The sequence below is a fragment of the uncultured Limosilactobacillus sp. genome (assembly GCF_934202705.1).
Lineage (GTDB): Bacteria > Bacillota > Bacilli > Lactobacillales > Lactobacillaceae > Limosilactobacillus.
In genome coordinates this window covers 51,658-67,230 of the sequence record NZ_CAKPYE010000005.1, presented here as the reverse complement: position 1 = coordinate 67,230, position 15,573 = coordinate 51,658, and the positions used below count along the sequence as shown (strand labels likewise).

The following is a 15,573-nucleotide window of genomic DNA, read 5'->3' as shown; positions in this document are numbered from 1 at the left end:
GTGAACTCGTATTTTTTAATTAATATGAAATGACTGGATTATTTTTGACCATTCCATTTTTTAACACAAACCGGTTCTGGACTAACGACATCTTTTTGAATCATTGTCAGTAGTCCATTTTCTGGATTCCGTCGATAAAGGGTAAGATTGTCACTATTTTGATTGGAAGCGACTAGGAAGGTTTCATCAGAACTAAGCTCGAAGTCTCGTGGGAAATCTCCTTCTGAAGAGATTGATTGAACATGCTTAACCGTATGATCCGGTTGAACAGCGAAAACTGCGATGGTATTTTCACCACGATTTGACGTGTAAACAAACTTGCCATCAGACGTCATATGAATAGCGGCTGCACCATTATGGGAATTCCAATCTTCAGGAATAGTTTTAATCGTTTGAATGTGATCAAGTGATGCAGAAGCAGCATTGTACTTTAAAACTGCCAGCTTACTGCTAAGTTCACCTAGAACGTACACGTATTGACCATTGGGAGCGAAGACAAGGTGACGGGTTCCAAAACCGGGTTCAAACTTAAATTGATTGACTGCAGTTAACTTACCGTCATCACTGACGTTATAAATGACTAAAAGATCCATTCCTAAGTCACAAACAGCTAAACGACCGTCCGGTGTTAAATCAGTAAAGTGGGGATGTGGTCCATCAGCTTGTTCGGGTTCTGGACCGTGGGCGCCTTCATGTTTAATTGAATCCGTTTGATTAAATGTCCCATCTGAACTGACTTTGTAAACATTAACTACAGCTTTGTGATAGTTAGCAGTAAACATAAAGTGACGTTTGGGATCGATTCCAACATAAGCAGGTGGAGAACCAGCAGATAGCGACTTATCTACAAGTGTTGCAACACCATTTTCAATTCGATAAGAAGCAACACCGCCGAGCTCACCTTCCTGACGAATTGCAAAAACCAAATGATTTGGCCCAACTTGTAAATAGGCAGGTTTTTCAGATTCAACAATTACTCGATTATTGATCAGTTTTTCTTGGGTAGAATCTAATGTAATGGCATACATTCCTTTACTATCTTTTTTTGTATAAGTACCAATCAAAAAGTCTTCTGACATGAGAACGCCTCCTAAATAAATTAACCTTATCATAACAGGTCTAATGAGGTTCTACCAGTACTTGTGATATGTTAAACTATTAATCAGAGGAAAATAAAATGAAGAAAATTGAGAAAACAATTAAGTGGTTAAATAACCACTTAGCAATGTTGAGATGTCCGGTGTGCCAGGCACCATTTATCGAAATTAAGGATCAACAATTAGGGTGTGTTAACCATCATCAGTTGAATATTAACAAACATGGTTATGTTTATTTTTTACAGAAGGGAGTTAAAACAGAGTATGATCGTGATATTCTGGTGGCAAGACGGCAATTATTGTCAGCGGGATTATTCAAAGGAATTATCGATGCAATTGATGAAGAATTGGGCAGCACACCGCAAACGATTTTAGATGTGGGAAGTGGTGAAGGAACACCACTTTTTCAATTACAACAGCGACGGCATTCAAAAGATAATGCATATGTTGGTTTTGATATTTCACGTCCTGGAGTTCAGTTAGCAACCCAGTTAAGCGATCAATTATTTTTCTGCTTAGCAGATTTACGACAATTGCCATTTCGAGATAACTCATTTACTTCGATTATTGAGTTATTTTCGCCATCAGATTATCAAGAATTTCATCGAGTCTTGCAGCCAGGCGGTAAAATCGTTAAGGTAATCCCAAACAGTAAATATCTGAAGGAACTTCGTCAACTGCTGTATTCAACGAAAGACAAGCACCAACAATATGATAATACCGCAGTGAAAAAACGGTTTGCAAAAAGTTTTAATCCAACTCAGATTAAACAGGTTCATTATCAGTTTGAAGTACCAAACAGGTTGAGAGCAGCAATGGTTCAAATGTCGCCGCTTCATTGGGGCAAGGAAGCACGACAATTAACAATTAATGAAATAGCCCAGTTAACAACTGTTACTGTTGACGTTGAATTGCTAATTGGTAAGCAGAAATAATGGTTGCTCTATGACTTTTTTATGATATAATACTTTTTAGAAATCGTTTAGCAAGCGACATCGATCGTGTGAGTTCGTTGGTACTTGCTAAGGTGTACTTCATTAAAGCAGCGTTTCGCCGTGCCCACACCGAGACCCTGCTTTTTTATTTTGCAAAAAGAGGAATTTTATGACAAATCATATTGTATTATTTGAACCGTTATTTCCAGCAAATACGGGTAATATTGCACGGACATGTGCTGGTACGAATACTGTCTTACATTTAATAAAACCGCTGGGCTTTTCCACTGATGATAAACATATGCGACGAGCTGGTTTGGACTATTGGGACAAGGTTAAGGTTGTCTATCATGATGATCTTTTGGCGTTCATGGCGTCAGTTCCTGATTTAAACCATTTATATTTAGTTTCTAAGTTTGCCACACGTGATTATACAGATGTTAATTATACTGAAGCTGGTGATCATTACTTCCTGTTTGGCAAGGAAACGACAGGGCTCCCCGAACCGTTTATGCGTCGTTATCCAGAATTAGCCATTCGGATTCCACAAAATGATCAAAATATTCGAGCTCTGAATCTTTCAAACAGTGCTGCCATCGTTATTTATGAAGCGTTACGACAACAAGGATTTCCAAATTTAGCGAAAACGCATAAATATCCGTTTGATAAATTAAAATAAAGGAAGATGGACAATGGCGAGAAAAAGATCAACGAAACCAGGGACACGGAAAAAACGATCGCAAACAACGCGACGTAGCAAAAATGCTTCACTAGTGGGTAGCCTTTCGGGGGTCTTGATGATTCTTTTGACATTAACCGGGATGTTTCAATTGGGAGCATTAGGTTCTCTAATATTGGGACTGTATAAGATGCTGGTTGGCCAAAGTTACCTATTATTAATGTTGATCGTGATTCTTTACTCACTGGGGCTAGTAGTCTATAACCAACTAGTTCATTTTCGGAAAAACTGGGTTTGGGGCATGCTTATTTTTTATTGTGGACTATTGCTTATGCTCCAAGCATTAATGTTTCAGAAACTGAACCAACATGGACACTTTTTTGAAATCACCTGGAATAATATCGGTCAGAGTATCGTGAATTCAGATAGTACGATACCAGTTGGCGGTGGCATGATGGGAGCACTTTTATACACGGCTAGTTATGTTTTACTCAGTTCAGCTGGCTCAATTGCTTTGGCGATTATTATGATGATTATTGGTGTAATTATTTTTTTCAAATTGCCGTGGCACCAATTAATTGTTGCAATTCATCACGGATTAATGCGATTAGGTAAACAAATTAGACTATACAATCAAAAAAGAAACGAACGACAAGCTAATGTCCAACCGCAGACTGGTAAAAAACAACCAGTGGTTGCTAAAGCTGATTTTAAACGTACTGAAGAAAAACGTGAAATCGTCAATGAACCTAAAATTACGGTCGCGTCACAACCGATTGTTTCTAAAAAGGAACCTACTTTGGATATCCAAACTAATGGAGAAGTGCAGAAGTCAGGTGTTGAGTCTCATAGTCCTGTGGGAGACTTTGCGGAGGCATCAGAAACTGAGGACGAAAATTATCGTTTACCGCCAACTTCATTGTTAACCAAAGTCAACGCAACCGATCAGAGTGCTGATTTAAATTCGATTAAGAAAAATACTGCTAAACTGCAGTCGACACTCAAATCATTCGGGGTTGAAGCTACGGTTGAGAATGTCAATTTAGGACCATCAGTGACTAAATATGAACTACGTCCAGCGGTTGGCGTAAAGGTCAGTCGAATTACTCATCTAGCGGATGATTTAGCACTTGCCTTGGCAGCCAAAGATATTCGGATTGAAGCACCGATTCCTGGAAAATCCTTAATTGGTATCGAAGTGCCAAATAAAAAGGTCGCAACCGTTGGTTTTCGTAACATGATTGAAGCAGTACCTAGCCATCCAGAAAAGCCATTGGAAGTTCCACTTGGTAGAACAGTGACCGGCGATGTAATGACTGCGGACTTAACGAAAATGCCACATTTGTTAATTGCGGGAGCTACTGGTAGTGGTAAATCAGTTGCTATTAACGTCATCATTACTAGTATTTTACTGAAAGCAAAGCCTCATCAAGTCAAGATGCTGATGATCGACCCTAAAAAAGTTGAATTAAGTGTTTATAATGGCATCCCTCACTTATTATCACCAGTTGTATCAGATCCCAAAAAAGCTGCCCGTGCTTTAGCGAAGGTTGTAGCTGAAATGGAACGACGTTATGAATTATTTGCAAGTTTTGGAATTCGGAATATTAATGGATATAATGAGCAATTGAAAAATAGCCAACACCAGGATGAAAATCATCCATACCTGCCATTGATTTTGGTGATTGTTGATGAACTGGCTGACCTAATGATGACCGTTTCAAAAGAGGTTGAAGATTCAATTGTGCGTATCGCTCAAATGGGGCGGGCAGCCGGTATTCACATGATTCTAGCAACTCAACGACCATCAGTTGATGTCATTACTGGTTTGATTAAGGCCAATGTACCATCGAGAATTGCTTTTGCTGTTTCGAGTGGTGTTGATTCGCGAACAATTATTGATACTAATGGTGCAGAAAAATTACTTGGGCGCGGTGATATGTTATTTGAGCCAATTGATCAAAACAAGCCAACGCGAGTTCAAGGAGCATTTATTTCTGATAAAGATGTTGAAAGTGTTGTGGAATTTATTAAAGATGAACAGCCAGCAGATTATGATGAAAAAATGGTAGTTAGTGACGAGGAAATTCAGCAAGAGGAAGAAACTGCAGAGCAAGATGAGTTGTTTCCAGAAGCATTAGATTTTGTTATTGACCAGCAAAAGGCGTCGACTTCGTTAATTCAAAGAAGATTTCGAATTGGATATAATCGTGCTGCACGAATTATCGATGATTTAGAACAGCGGGGTTATATTGGACCGGCTAATGGGTCCAAGCCACGTCAAGTATATAAACAAAAAACAGATCGATAAAGAAAAAATGCGCGTTCTAGCGAAACGCGCATTTTAATGATCTAAATTAAATTTAATGAAGCTACAGCTCCTAAAATTAACGACCCAAGCATGGCAATTAACATTAACCAAACTGCCACCATTGTGATTTTTTGAAAAGTTGATTTTTTCTTTTTTTGCATTCTATTCATTCCCTATTTAATTGATGTTAGGTTTTAGTTTAATCAATCTGTCGATGAATTTCAAATTTTCATAGAAAGATATGGTAGTATTATGAAGTAATTTGTAAAGGGAAGGAAATCACAAAATTGAATTATCAGCGAATTCTGGTTGAAATGTTGATTATTATTTGTTACTGGTTTGTCGAAAAAATGTTTTTCATAGTTTTTGTTAATACTAAAAAATTACAAAAAATGCGAGTGCACCATCCTAGTATCTGGATGATTATCATGTTTTCGCTCACGTGGTGGAATTTAGGCTATTACTATATTGCTTATCCATTAATGATCGTTGCTCTGTTAGGAATTGGGTTAGTGGGGAAGCAATTGTTAACTAATCATGAGTTTTTATATCGCATTTTTTGGCCTCATTTTTGGAATTTAGGTTGTCTATTGATGGTTATTTCATATGTAATATCAATTTTTTGTTATCAGCTTCCCACACCATAGAAAGCTATATTACCAGCGTTTTAGGGCGTCATCCTTGTTTGGATGACGCCTTTTTTTGATAAAGTTGGGGAATTTGGGGATGAATGTGGTGGATAGTGGGGGATTGTGGTAAACTAAAATTTGTAATTAGCAAAGGGGGGATTAGTCATGTTTATGGGTGAATTTAATCACTCAATTGATAACAAGGGTCGACTAATCATCCCCGCTAAGTTTCGTTCTCAGCTTGGCGAACGATTTGTAATTACACGTGGAATGGATAAATGTCTATCCGGTTACTCATTGACAGAGTGGGACCAATTAAAGCAGCAACTGGAAAAATTGCCAATGACCAAGAAAAATGTTCGACAATTTGTTCGGTTAATTTATTCAGCGGCCATTGAATGTGAGTTTGATCGCCAAGGACGGGTCCACCTATCCAAAACCCTCATCAATTACGCTAATATTAGTAAAAAATGTGTTGTGGTCGGGGTTTCATCTCACTTTGAAATTTGGGATGAAGATGCTTGGCAACAATATAGTGATCAAGCTGCAGCAGATTTTGATCAAGTTGCTGAAAATATTGATTTTGATTTTTAAAGGAGGAAGTTCAGTAAGATGGAATTTGATCATGTTACAGTGCTCCTCCACGAGGCGGTTGATGGGTTAGATATCAAGCCTAATGGGATCTATGTGGATGCTACGCTTGGTGGCGGTGGTCATAGCGGGTTGATTTTATCAGAATTACAGAGTGGTCATCTGTATGCGTTTGATCAAGATCGGACAGCGATTGAATATAATCAGGAGCATTTAGCAGATTATCTTGCAACTGACCAAGTAACTTTCATCAAAGATAATTTTAAAAATTTAAAAAAAGAGCTTGCTGATCATGGTGTGACTAAAGTTGATGGGCTTATTTATGATCTTGGTGTTTCATCACCACAATTTGATGATGGTCAGCGGGGGTTCAGTTACCAGCATAATGCTAAGCTGGATATGCGGATGAACCAGGAACAGTCGCTATCTGCGTATGAAGTGGTTAATGATTGGTCATATGAGAAACTAGTGAAAGTTTTGTACCGCTATGGCGAAGAAAAATTTGCCAAGTCAATTGCTCGAGCAATTGAACGCCATCGTCGGGAAAAGCCAATTAGCACGACATTTGAACTGGTCGATATCATTAAGGAAGCAATTCCGGCACGAGCTCGACGCCACGGGGGACATCCGGCAAAGAAAACCTTTCAGGCCATTCGAATTGCAGTCAATGATGAATTAGGAGTTTTAGAAACATCTTTAGAGCAAGCGTTTGAATTATTAAACGTTGGCGGACGAATTAGTGTGATTACCTTCCAATCTTTGGAGGATCGACTGGTTAAGAACATGTTTCGGGAACAAACAACGGTGAAAGATGTTCCTGCAGGTTTGCCAGTGATTCCGAAAGAACAACAACCAAATTTTAAGTTGGTAAATAGAAAGGCAATCGAACCATCAAAGCAAGAATTAGCAAATAACCACCGTGCACATAGTGCACATTTACGAGTGATTGAAAAAATTAAGTAAATTGAAGGATCGTGTACAAAATGGATTTTAATACGAATGTTGCAAAAAAATTAACTGAAACACAATCGGTTGAACGGCCACAGCAATCCGTCCACACACTTCGCCAACCAGTGGCAATTTCTAAGTTTGAATACTTATTGACTGGTTGTTGTACATTAGTTATTTGTGCAATGATGATTTCATTGGTTTCGGCGAAAATTAGTGTTAACAATGCACAACGTCATCTTCAAAATATTCAATCACAAATTAGTAAGGTTAATAATTCCAACATTAGTCAACAACAAGAGATTGGTGATTTAACAAGTCAAGATAGTTTACAAAAGATTGCTGCCAAGTATCACCTCAATGATTCAAACACTAATGTAAGGAACGTTAATAAATAATGAAATCTCCTGATCAACAAAAGCGAACGATGAATAGTAAAGGGCAACGTGACCATAAGCAATTTGGTAAATGGTTATGTATTGTAGTAGCCGGCCTTTTTTTATTATTTATCGTTCGTTTTGCTTATATAGCGATCTTTAAAGACGTTAAGAATCATGATTTAGCAACTGCTGCGCAACAACGTTACACACATTCACGAGTAATCACTGCGCAACGGGGTAACATCTATGATGCAAACAATAATCTATTAGCAAGAAACACAAGTAAGTATACAGTTTATGCAGTACTGGATAAGAATCAAAAAACATTGAATGGAAAGCCTCTCTATGTGACGAATAAGAAGAGGACAGCGAGGGTGCTAGCAGAGTATTTGGACGTTTCTGAAAAGAAAGTTTATCGAGCCTTAACCCCCAAAAAGAAACTATATCAGGTACAATTTGGAACAGCTGGATCAAATATTTCTGTCAGCAAAATGGAAGAGATTAAAGCTCGTCATTTAACGGGCATTCACTTTACTAAAACTCCTGCTCGTCAGTATCCGGAAGGCGAATTTGCTCGTCAATTGTTAGGGGGGACGGCTGTTAAAACTAACCCGCAAACTGGTCAGTCGAAACTGGTTGGACAAATTGGCTTAGAGCAATACTTTAACAAGCAATTGAGTGGAAAAGATGGTTTAAAAAAGTCTGAAAATGATGTCTATGGTTACCAATTGTCTGATTCTCCCCAAAAAGGTCATGCGGTTAAAAATGGGGATAATGTTTATTTAACATTAAACAATACAGTCCAACATCAATTGGAAAACTTAGTTACAAGTGCAGACAAAGCTGCCAAACCTGAAGCAATGACTGCTGTGGTAATGGAGGCTAAGACTGGGAAAATTATTGCAGCCACACAACGGCCAACTATGACATCGAAAAAGCCAGCTTGGACAAATGCATTGATTCAAGATACATATGAACCAGGTTCAACAATGAAGGTAATAGCTTTAGCATCAGCCATTGACTCTGGAAACTTTAATCCAAATGCTACCTATAAGTCAGGAACTTGGTCAATGGGCGGTGGTAAAATCACAGACTGGAACACAAGTGGATGGGGTAACATTACGTTTCGTGAAGCTTTTTACCGTTCTAGTAATGTTGGTTTTGCCCACATTGAGCAAAATATGGGAGCTTCAACCTGGAAGAAGTATTTGAAGGATTTTGGCTTTTTAAAGCCGACTAAAGTTTATGGAATGTCCGGTGAGTCTTCAGGAGCAACAACATTCAAGGGGGCTTTGGAACAAGCTAACACTTCATTTGGTCAAGGTATCACAGTCAATACGATGCAAATGATGCAAGCTTTCACCGCTGTAGCAAACAACGGGCACATGATGCGTCCCTATATTGTTCAAAAGATTACTAATAATAACGGCAATACGATTAAAACAGTTCAGCCAAAACAGGTTGGTAAACCGATTAGCAGCAGCGCCGCTAAAGAGACAAGAAAATATATGCAAGGCGTTATCTATGATAAAGTTGGTACCGGTCAATTATATAAAGTCAAGGGTTATCGGATTGCTGGTAAGACTGGAACTGCCCAAATTGGTGGTGCCCATGGTTATGAACAAGGCTCAAATAACTATATATACTCATTTGTTGGATTTGCACCAGCTAAAAACCCAAAGTATATTTTATACATCACAATGCGTAAACCAACTTCAACTAACGGTCCGGCTGAAAAAACGATGGCTGGAATTACGACACCATTGATTAAGACGCTGCTTGATAAGCAAAAGAGTAAGCAAACCAAAAAACAAGGAGTTGTCAAAGTTAAAAATGTTGTTGGTCAGTCAACAAAGGATGCTCAAGAAAAACTTACTAGGGATCATTTACAGGTGACTGTAGTAGGCAGTGGCAAGAAAGTTCGCCAACAATCATTGTTGCCTGGAACTGCTGTTGTCATTAATAACCGAATCATTATTTTAACGGATGGCAAAGTTAAAATGCCAAATATTACTGATTGGAGTCAATCAGATGTGAGCCAACTTGCTCAAATGTTAAATTTGAATCTAAATTCATCGGGAAGCGGTTTTGCGACAGAACAAAGTATTAAAGAAAATCAAACAGTCAAGTCAGGACAACAGTTAACAGTAAAATTTGAAGAGAAATAGAGATTAGGAGGAAAATTATAATGAGCAAAGTTATACTAAGTGGAATTATTTCACTTATCATTGCTGGTTTCTTAACATACTTATTAATGCCATCTTTAATCCGTTACTTTCGGGCAAAAAAAGAGGGGCAGCAAATTCGTAAAATTGGCCCAACTTGGCATGCTAAAAAGGCCGGAACTCCAACAATGGGAGGTATTCTATTTATCGCAGCAACTGTAATTGCGATCCTTTTAGTAAGTGCCTTTAATCGGTCGATATTAACAAACACAATGTGGGCACTTCTTTTTACCATTGTTGTTTTTGGCCTGATTGGAATGTGGGATGACAGTATTAAAATCTTCCATCACCAAAATGAAGGTTTTAAACCTTGGCAAAAATTTTTATGTCAAGTGATCGCGGCGATGCTGTTTGCGGTGATTTACCAACATGAAGGCTTTCAAATGGGATTTGGTGAATCTCAAGTAGGCTGGATTTACGCTTTATTTATTATTTTTTGGATGGTCGGTTTTTCCAATGCAGTCAATTTGACAGATGGCTTGGATGGCTTAGTAACCGGTTTAGCTGTAATTTCATTTGCTGCTTATCTCATCATTGCAATATTCCAAAAACAAGCAGAAGTGGCGGTATTCTGTTTAACAATTATTGGTGCATTGTTAGGCTTCTTCCCATTTAACCATAAGCCTGCCAAAATTTTTATGGGTGATATGGGTTCCTTATCCTTAGGAGCCAGTTTGGCGGCAGTTTCATTATTGTTACATCATGAATGGTCGCTGTTAGTAATTGGTTTAGTATATGTTATTGAAACGGCCAGTGTGATTTTACAAGTGGCTTCATTTAAGACCACTGGCAAACGGATTTTTAAAATGACGCCGATTCACCATACCTTTGAAATGATTGGATGGAGCGAATGGAAAATTGATTTAACATTCTGGGGATTTCAGTTAATTTGTGCTATAATCGCAGTTTCAACAATTATTATTTTTAGTTAAGTGAAGAAGGGTGATTGTAATGAATAAAGTAACAAAATATAACGGTAAAAATGTTTTAGTTATGGGTTTTGGTTTGAGTGGCTTAAATGCAGCCCATTTGTTAGTTAAATTAGGTGCCCATGTGGTGGCTAATGATAAAAAGACACCCGATGATTCAACCGTTGTTGAAGAGCTTGAAAATGATGGAATTAAAGTGATTACAGGTGAAAATCCGGTTAGCTTAGCGGATGAAGACTTTGACTATGTTGTTAAGAATCCGGGAATTCCTTATGATGTTCCATTAGTAGCAGCTTTTGTAAAAAAAGGAACACCAATTATTACTGAAGCTGAACTTGGATATGAAATTTTTCCTGGACACTTAGTTAGCGTGACTGGATCTAATGGTAAGACCACGACCACAACGTTAATTCAAAAAATGCTTGATGCGGGACTACCACATACAACTAAATATGCTGGTAATATTGGTGTGTCCTTTACCAAAACGGCACAAGATCTGACAGCTGATGACTACTTAGTTACGGAATTATCTAGTTTTCAATTATTAGGAACACCAAATTTACATCCACATATTGCTGTGATTACGAATATTTTTTCAAATCACCTCGATTATCATAAAACCCGGGAAAACTATATTAATGCCAAACTAAATATTACGCGCAACCAAACGAAGAATGATTACCTGATTATGAATTGGGATCGTGAGGAATGGCAACAAATTGCTCACCGTTCTTCAGCGACAGTTGTTCCATTCTCTCGGTTAGGAAAGAGTAAAGATGGTGCTTATGTTGATGATGGGATGATTTATTGGCGTGGCGAAAAAGTAATGCCAACCAAAGACATTCGGCTAATTGGACCACAGAACGTTGAAAATGCACTGGCTGCAATTGATGCGGCTAAGTTAAGCGGTGTTAATAATGATGCAATTATTAGCGTTTTGACCACCTTTGGTGGCGTTCGTCATCGTTTGCAATATGTAATGGATTATCAAAACCGTCGTTTCTATAATGATTCCAAGTCAACGGACATTGAAGCAACTGAGGTAGCTCTGCAAGGTTTCGAACAACCAGTGATTCTCCTAGCAGGTGGGCTTGATCGTGGCTATACTTTTGAACGGTTAGTTCCTTATTTTAAGAAGCATGTTAAAGCACTAATTGTTTTTGGCGAATGTAAAGATAAGATGAAAGATGCAGGCGAACAAGCTGGTCTGCCGGTTTACGAAAGTGAAAATGCAATTACTGCAGTGCCAGAAGCATGGAAATTAAGCGAACCTGGTGATGTCATTCTTCTTTCACCAGCAAATGCTAGTTGGGATCAATTCCCAAGCTTTGAAGTTCGCGGAGATAAGTTCATCCAAGCTGTTGAAAAGTTGACTGGTCAAAAGGAGCAAAAGTAATGAGATTATTAGTTTCCGGAGGAGGTACTGGTGGTCATATTTACCCGGCACTGGCCTTAATTGAACGATTGAAACAAGTGGAACCGGATACAGAGGTTTTGTACGTTGGTACAACTAGAGGCCTCGAAAATAAAATTGTTCCAGCAGCGGGCTTAAGATTGAAAACACTTCACACGCAAGGCTTTAAACGATCTTTGTCCTTAGATAATTTTAAGACATTATATTTATTCATTAAATCGGTTCATGATGCTAAAAAAATCATTCGTGATTTTCGGCCAGATGTGGTATTAGGAACTGGTGGATACGTTAGTGGTGCGGTATTATATGCTGCTGCGAAGTTGAATATTCCAACTGTGATTCATGAACAAAATAGTGTGGTTGGGATTACCAATAAATTTTTAAGTCGTTACGTAGACGAGATTGCAATTGCTTTCGAAGCAGCACGTGAACAATTTCCCCCAAAAAAGGTTCATATGACTGGTAACCCACGGGCTCAGCAAGTTGTTGCTAACCTGAATTCAGACTATTCATGGACAAATGATGGATTAAGCGATGACCGTCCAACAATGATGATTTTTGGTGGCAGTCAAGGGGCACCAAAAATCAATCAAAGTGTTGTAAATGCCATTCCTGAATTTAATAAACGTGATTATCAAGTTTTGTTTGCGACCGGTCAGAAACGTTACCAAAAAGTTATGGGAATGCTGCGGAACGTTCCAATTGGTGATAATGTAAAGGTTGTTCCATATATCCCTGATATGCCAAAAAAATTACCCAAAGTGGCCGCATTAGTTTCACGGGCAGGAGCTACTACAATTGCTGAAATTACCGCTTTAGGAATTCCAACAATTTTGATACCAAGTCCATATGTGACGGCTAACCATCAGGTAAAGAATGCCCAAGCATTAGTCAAAAAGGGTGCAGCAGCTATGATTCTTGAAGATCAACTGGATGCACGGACACTACTTCTGCAAGCAGATAAGATTATGGAAAATGAAAATGTTCGTGAAAAGATGGCTCAAGCATCAAAGCAAATTGGCCGGCCTAATGCTGCTGATCTTCTGATAGATGTTTTAAAGAAGGCCGAGCAAGATCACAAATAAAGGAGGGAGCAGAATGAACCATCATTATGATGACAACGACGACCATCAACGTTATTTAAAACGTCTCAAACAAATTGAGGGAAGTAGTCTCCATGCATTAAAAGCGCTTCGTGATCGAGAAATGTCTTTGAATAATGAGGTTCCAGCTGTTGGCTATCGTCAACGTCTAGGTAATGGCCGACGAGCTGCAAGTCTTCTGATCCCTTTTGTTGGATTGTTGCTAATTGCTCTTTATATGCTATCACCACTTAGTAAAATTGCTTCCGTAAAAGTGGTTGGCAATAGTGAAATGAGTCGTCAAGAAGTTGAAACTGCCACCAATCTTAGACCAGGAAGATACATTTGGTGGATGTTACGACACCAACAAGCAACGCTTCATCAATCTCAAAAACGTAATCCGCAGTTAAAAAGTCTGCAGGTAACTTTAACGGGTCCCCGGTCAGTTAAGGTCCGAATTACTGAGTATCCAGTAATTGGGATCATTAATCATAATGGTCGCCAACAATTACTTTTATCAAATGGTAAGTATCGACCAGTATCGGGAAAGGTGGATAATTTTCTTCACTACGCTAATTTTAGTAATAACTATACTCATTTAAAGATAGCTGCCAGAGAAATTGGGTCACTTCCCAAGTACATTCGTCAGAGCATTTCGGAGGTTAGTTATTCACCAACTAAGCTGAACCCTGACCGCCTAAAATTAATTATGAATGATGGCAATACCGTCCTTGTTCGAGCAGATACGCTTGGTGAAAAAATGACATATTATCCATCAATCGTTTCAAAGATGGATGGACGTGGAGTGATTGATTTACAGTATGGGGCATATTCATATAACTACGATAATCATCAAAAATAAGTCTTTTTATAAGTAGTTTTGCTGATTTACCGAGTGGATCTGCTTAATCTGTGGTAAAATCAGATAGTAAGTCAATTTATAAATAAAAAAATTTTAGGAGGGTTCCTTGTAAATGAATAATTCACAAATCTATGTTGGTTTAGATATTGGAACCACTTCGATCAAAGTACTTGTATGTGAAAACGTTAAAGGCAAGCTAAAATTGATCGGTGTTGGCAAACAACCATCTGGTGGACTAAATCGTGGAGTGATTGTCGACATTGATCGAACAGCAACTGCAATGAAGCAGGCAGTAGCTCAGGCTACGGAAAAGTCGGGAGTTAAAATTAGCAAAGTTGTAATTGGATTACCGGCAAACTTCTTGCAGATGAATCAAGTTCACGGGATGATTAATCTTTCTGATCAGGGGCAACCACGTGAAATTGTCAATCAAGACGTTATTGATGTTGCACATTCAACATTGTCACAAGGCCTTCCACCAGAACGTGAAGTGATTGATTTGGTTCCACGTGATTTTGCAGTTGATCAGTTTAGAGGAATTAAGGATCCACGAGGAATGTCTGGTATTCGTTTAGAATTATGGGCAACGTTATATAGTGGTCCCAAAACCATTGTTTACAATACGAGAAAGTCAGTTGAACAAGCTGGTCTACAGATTGAAGATATGGTTGTTGATTCTATTGCAACCGGCTCTAATGTTTTAAGTGATGGTGAACAAGACTTTGGTACTGTAATTATGGATTTAGGTGCTGGTCAAACAACGACCAGTATTATTCATGATCATCAACTGAAATTTGCCTACGTAGATCCTGAAGGTGGAAACTACATTACTAAGGATATTTCTGCGGTGCTCAATACTTCACAAAAGAATGCTGAACAATTGAAACGAGATCATGGGTATGCTGATAGTCGACAAGCTGCTGAAGATGTTCAATTAGCAGTTGATGTGGTGGGGAAAGCCCAGCCAGTTAACTACACCGAAAGATATCTATCTGAAGTGATTGAGGCGCGAATTCGCCAAATTTTCCGTCGTGCAAAGGATAAGTTAGATTCAATTAATGCGCCAGATTTGCCTGGTGGGTTAGTACTTTATGGTGGGGTTGCGGCTTTGCCTGGTATTAAAGAAATTGCTTCTGAATACTTTCCTGGGAATGTGCGAGTTTTCGTTCCTAATGAAATGGGTATTCGACAACCAAGTTATGCAACTGCTTTGTCATTATGTTTGTATGAGAGTGGACTAACTGATGTAGATCGTTTGATCAAAGAAACTATTCACGATGGCAATTTAATTGCTAGTCCTCATCAAAGTGAGCAAAACGAAAATATAGCAACGACGCAACATAAGACCAAGCATTTGCGAAAAGTGCGTCATTCAAACCCGAAGGCTTCTACTCCGGTTCATGACAATAGTCAGGACCGTCAAGATAAGAAACATACGGGTGAAAGTAAAATCAAGAGTTTCTTTAGCAACTTTTTCGACTAATTAATCAC

The 15,573-nt window shown here is 38.5% G+C and carries 14 protein-coding genes; 12 read left to right on the top strand and 2 right to left on the bottom strand.

The genetic code is table 11. The features are described 5' to 3' along the window. Positions 1 to 38 precede the first annotated feature (38 nt). The gene (locus Q0C76_RS04325; RefSeq protein WP_295730180.1) at positions 39 to 1,079 is read right to left on the bottom strand and encodes a lactonase family protein; all 1,041 of its coding nucleotides are present in this window, start codon (positions 1,077 to 1,079) and stop codon (positions 39 to 41) included. 98 nt (positions 1,080 to 1,177) lie between these two features. Between Q0C76_RS04325 and Q0C76_RS04320 the strand changes: the two genes are divergently transcribed. From Q0C76_RS04320 to Q0C76_RS04310, 3 genes are all read left to right on the top strand, one after another. Further along, positions 1,178 to 2,032 (top strand): methyltransferase domain-containing protein, encoded by an 855-nt coding sequence (locus tag Q0C76_RS04320; RefSeq protein WP_295730177.1) that lies wholly within the window; start codon positions 1,178 to 1,180, stop codon positions 2,030 to 2,032. 169 nt (positions 2,033 to 2,201) lie between these two features. Continuing rightward, the gene (locus Q0C76_RS04315; protein WP_295730175.1) at positions 2,202 to 2,711 is read left to right on the top strand and encodes a tRNA (cytidine(34)-2'-O)-methyltransferase; all 510 of its coding nucleotides are present in this window, start codon (positions 2,202 to 2,204) and stop codon (positions 2,709 to 2,711) included. Positions 2,712 to 2,724: 13 nt separating this feature from the next. Next, the gene (locus Q0C76_RS04310; protein WP_295730173.1) at positions 2,725 to 5,022 is read left to right on the top strand and encodes a DNA translocase FtsK; all 2,298 of its coding nucleotides are present in this window, start codon (positions 2,725 to 2,727) and stop codon (positions 5,020 to 5,022) included. A gap of 41 nt (positions 5,023 to 5,063) precedes the next feature. Here the strand turns inward: Q0C76_RS04310 and Q0C76_RS04305 are convergent, their stop codons facing one another. Beyond that, positions 5,064 to 5,183, bottom strand: coding sequence for a DUF4044 domain-containing protein (locus Q0C76_RS04305; protein ID WP_081443408.1), 120 nt, complete (start codon positions 5,181 to 5,183; stop codon positions 5,064 to 5,066). Positions 5,184 to 5,816: 633 nt separating this feature from the next. Here Q0C76_RS04305 and mraZ point away from each other — a divergent pair. The 9 genes from mraZ (at position 5,817) to ftsA (ending at position 15,565) form a co-directional block, all read left to right on the top strand. Continuing rightward, a complete protein-coding gene (gene mraZ, locus Q0C76_RS04300; protein ID WP_295730170.1) occupies positions 5,817 to 6,245 on the top strand; it encodes a division/cell wall cluster transcriptional repressor MraZ in 429 nt (142 codons plus the stop codon). 18 nt (positions 6,246 to 6,263) lie between these two features. Continuing rightward, positions 6,264 to 7,205: a 16S rRNA (cytosine(1402)-N(4))-methyltransferase RsmH gene (gene rsmH / locus Q0C76_RS04295; protein ID WP_295730167.1), complete on the top strand. Its 942-nt coding sequence runs from the start codon at positions 6,264 to 6,266 to the stop codon at positions 7,203 to 7,205. A 20-nt stretch (positions 7,206 to 7,225) separates the two neighbouring features. Next, positions 7,226 to 7,588, top strand: a complete 363-nt coding sequence (locus tag Q0C76_RS04290; RefSeq protein ID WP_295730165.1) for a cell division protein FtsL — start codon at positions 7,226 to 7,228, stop codon at positions 7,586 to 7,588. Further along, positions 7,588 to 9,738 (top strand): penicillin-binding transpeptidase domain-containing protein, encoded by a 2,151-nt coding sequence (locus Q0C76_RS04285; protein ID WP_295730163.1) that lies wholly within the window; start codon positions 7,588 to 7,590, stop codon positions 9,736 to 9,738. The genes Q0C76_RS04290 and Q0C76_RS04285 overlap by 1 nt, the downstream gene beginning before the upstream one ends. Before the next feature lie 20 nt (positions 9,739 to 9,758). Further along, positions 9,759 to 10,727: a phospho-N-acetylmuramoyl-pentapeptide-transferase gene (gene mraY, locus Q0C76_RS04280; protein ID WP_295730160.1), complete on the top strand. Its 969-nt coding sequence runs from the start codon at positions 9,759 to 9,761 to the stop codon at positions 10,725 to 10,727. Between the two features lie 19 nt (positions 10,728 to 10,746). Beyond that, a complete protein-coding gene (murD, locus tag Q0C76_RS04275) occupies positions 10,747 to 12,120 on the top strand; it encodes a UDP-N-acetylmuramoyl-L-alanine--D-glutamate ligase (protein WP_295730157.1) in 1,374 nt (457 codons plus the stop codon). Continuing rightward, positions 12,120 to 13,223: an undecaprenyldiphospho-muramoylpentapeptide beta-N-acetylglucosaminyltransferase gene (murG, locus tag Q0C76_RS04270; protein ID WP_295730154.1), complete on the top strand. Its 1,104-nt coding sequence runs from the start codon at positions 12,120 to 12,122 to the stop codon at positions 13,221 to 13,223. Before murD ends, murG begins: the two co-directional genes overlap by 1 nt. Positions 13,224 to 13,236: 13 nt before the next feature. Next, positions 13,237 to 14,082 carry a cell division protein FtsQ/DivIB gene (locus Q0C76_RS04265; protein ID WP_295730152.1) on the top strand — a complete coding sequence of 282 codons (846 nt, stop codon included), beginning with the start codon at positions 13,237 to 13,239 and terminating at the stop codon, positions 14,080 to 14,082. A 112-nt stretch (positions 14,083 to 14,194) separates the two neighbouring features. Further along, positions 14,195 to 15,565 carry a cell division protein FtsA gene (gene ftsA, locus Q0C76_RS04260; RefSeq protein ID WP_295730150.1) on the top strand — a complete coding sequence of 457 codons (1,371 nt, stop codon included), beginning with the start codon at positions 14,195 to 14,197 and terminating at the stop codon, positions 15,563 to 15,565. Positions 15,566 to 15,573 lie beyond the last annotated feature (8 nt).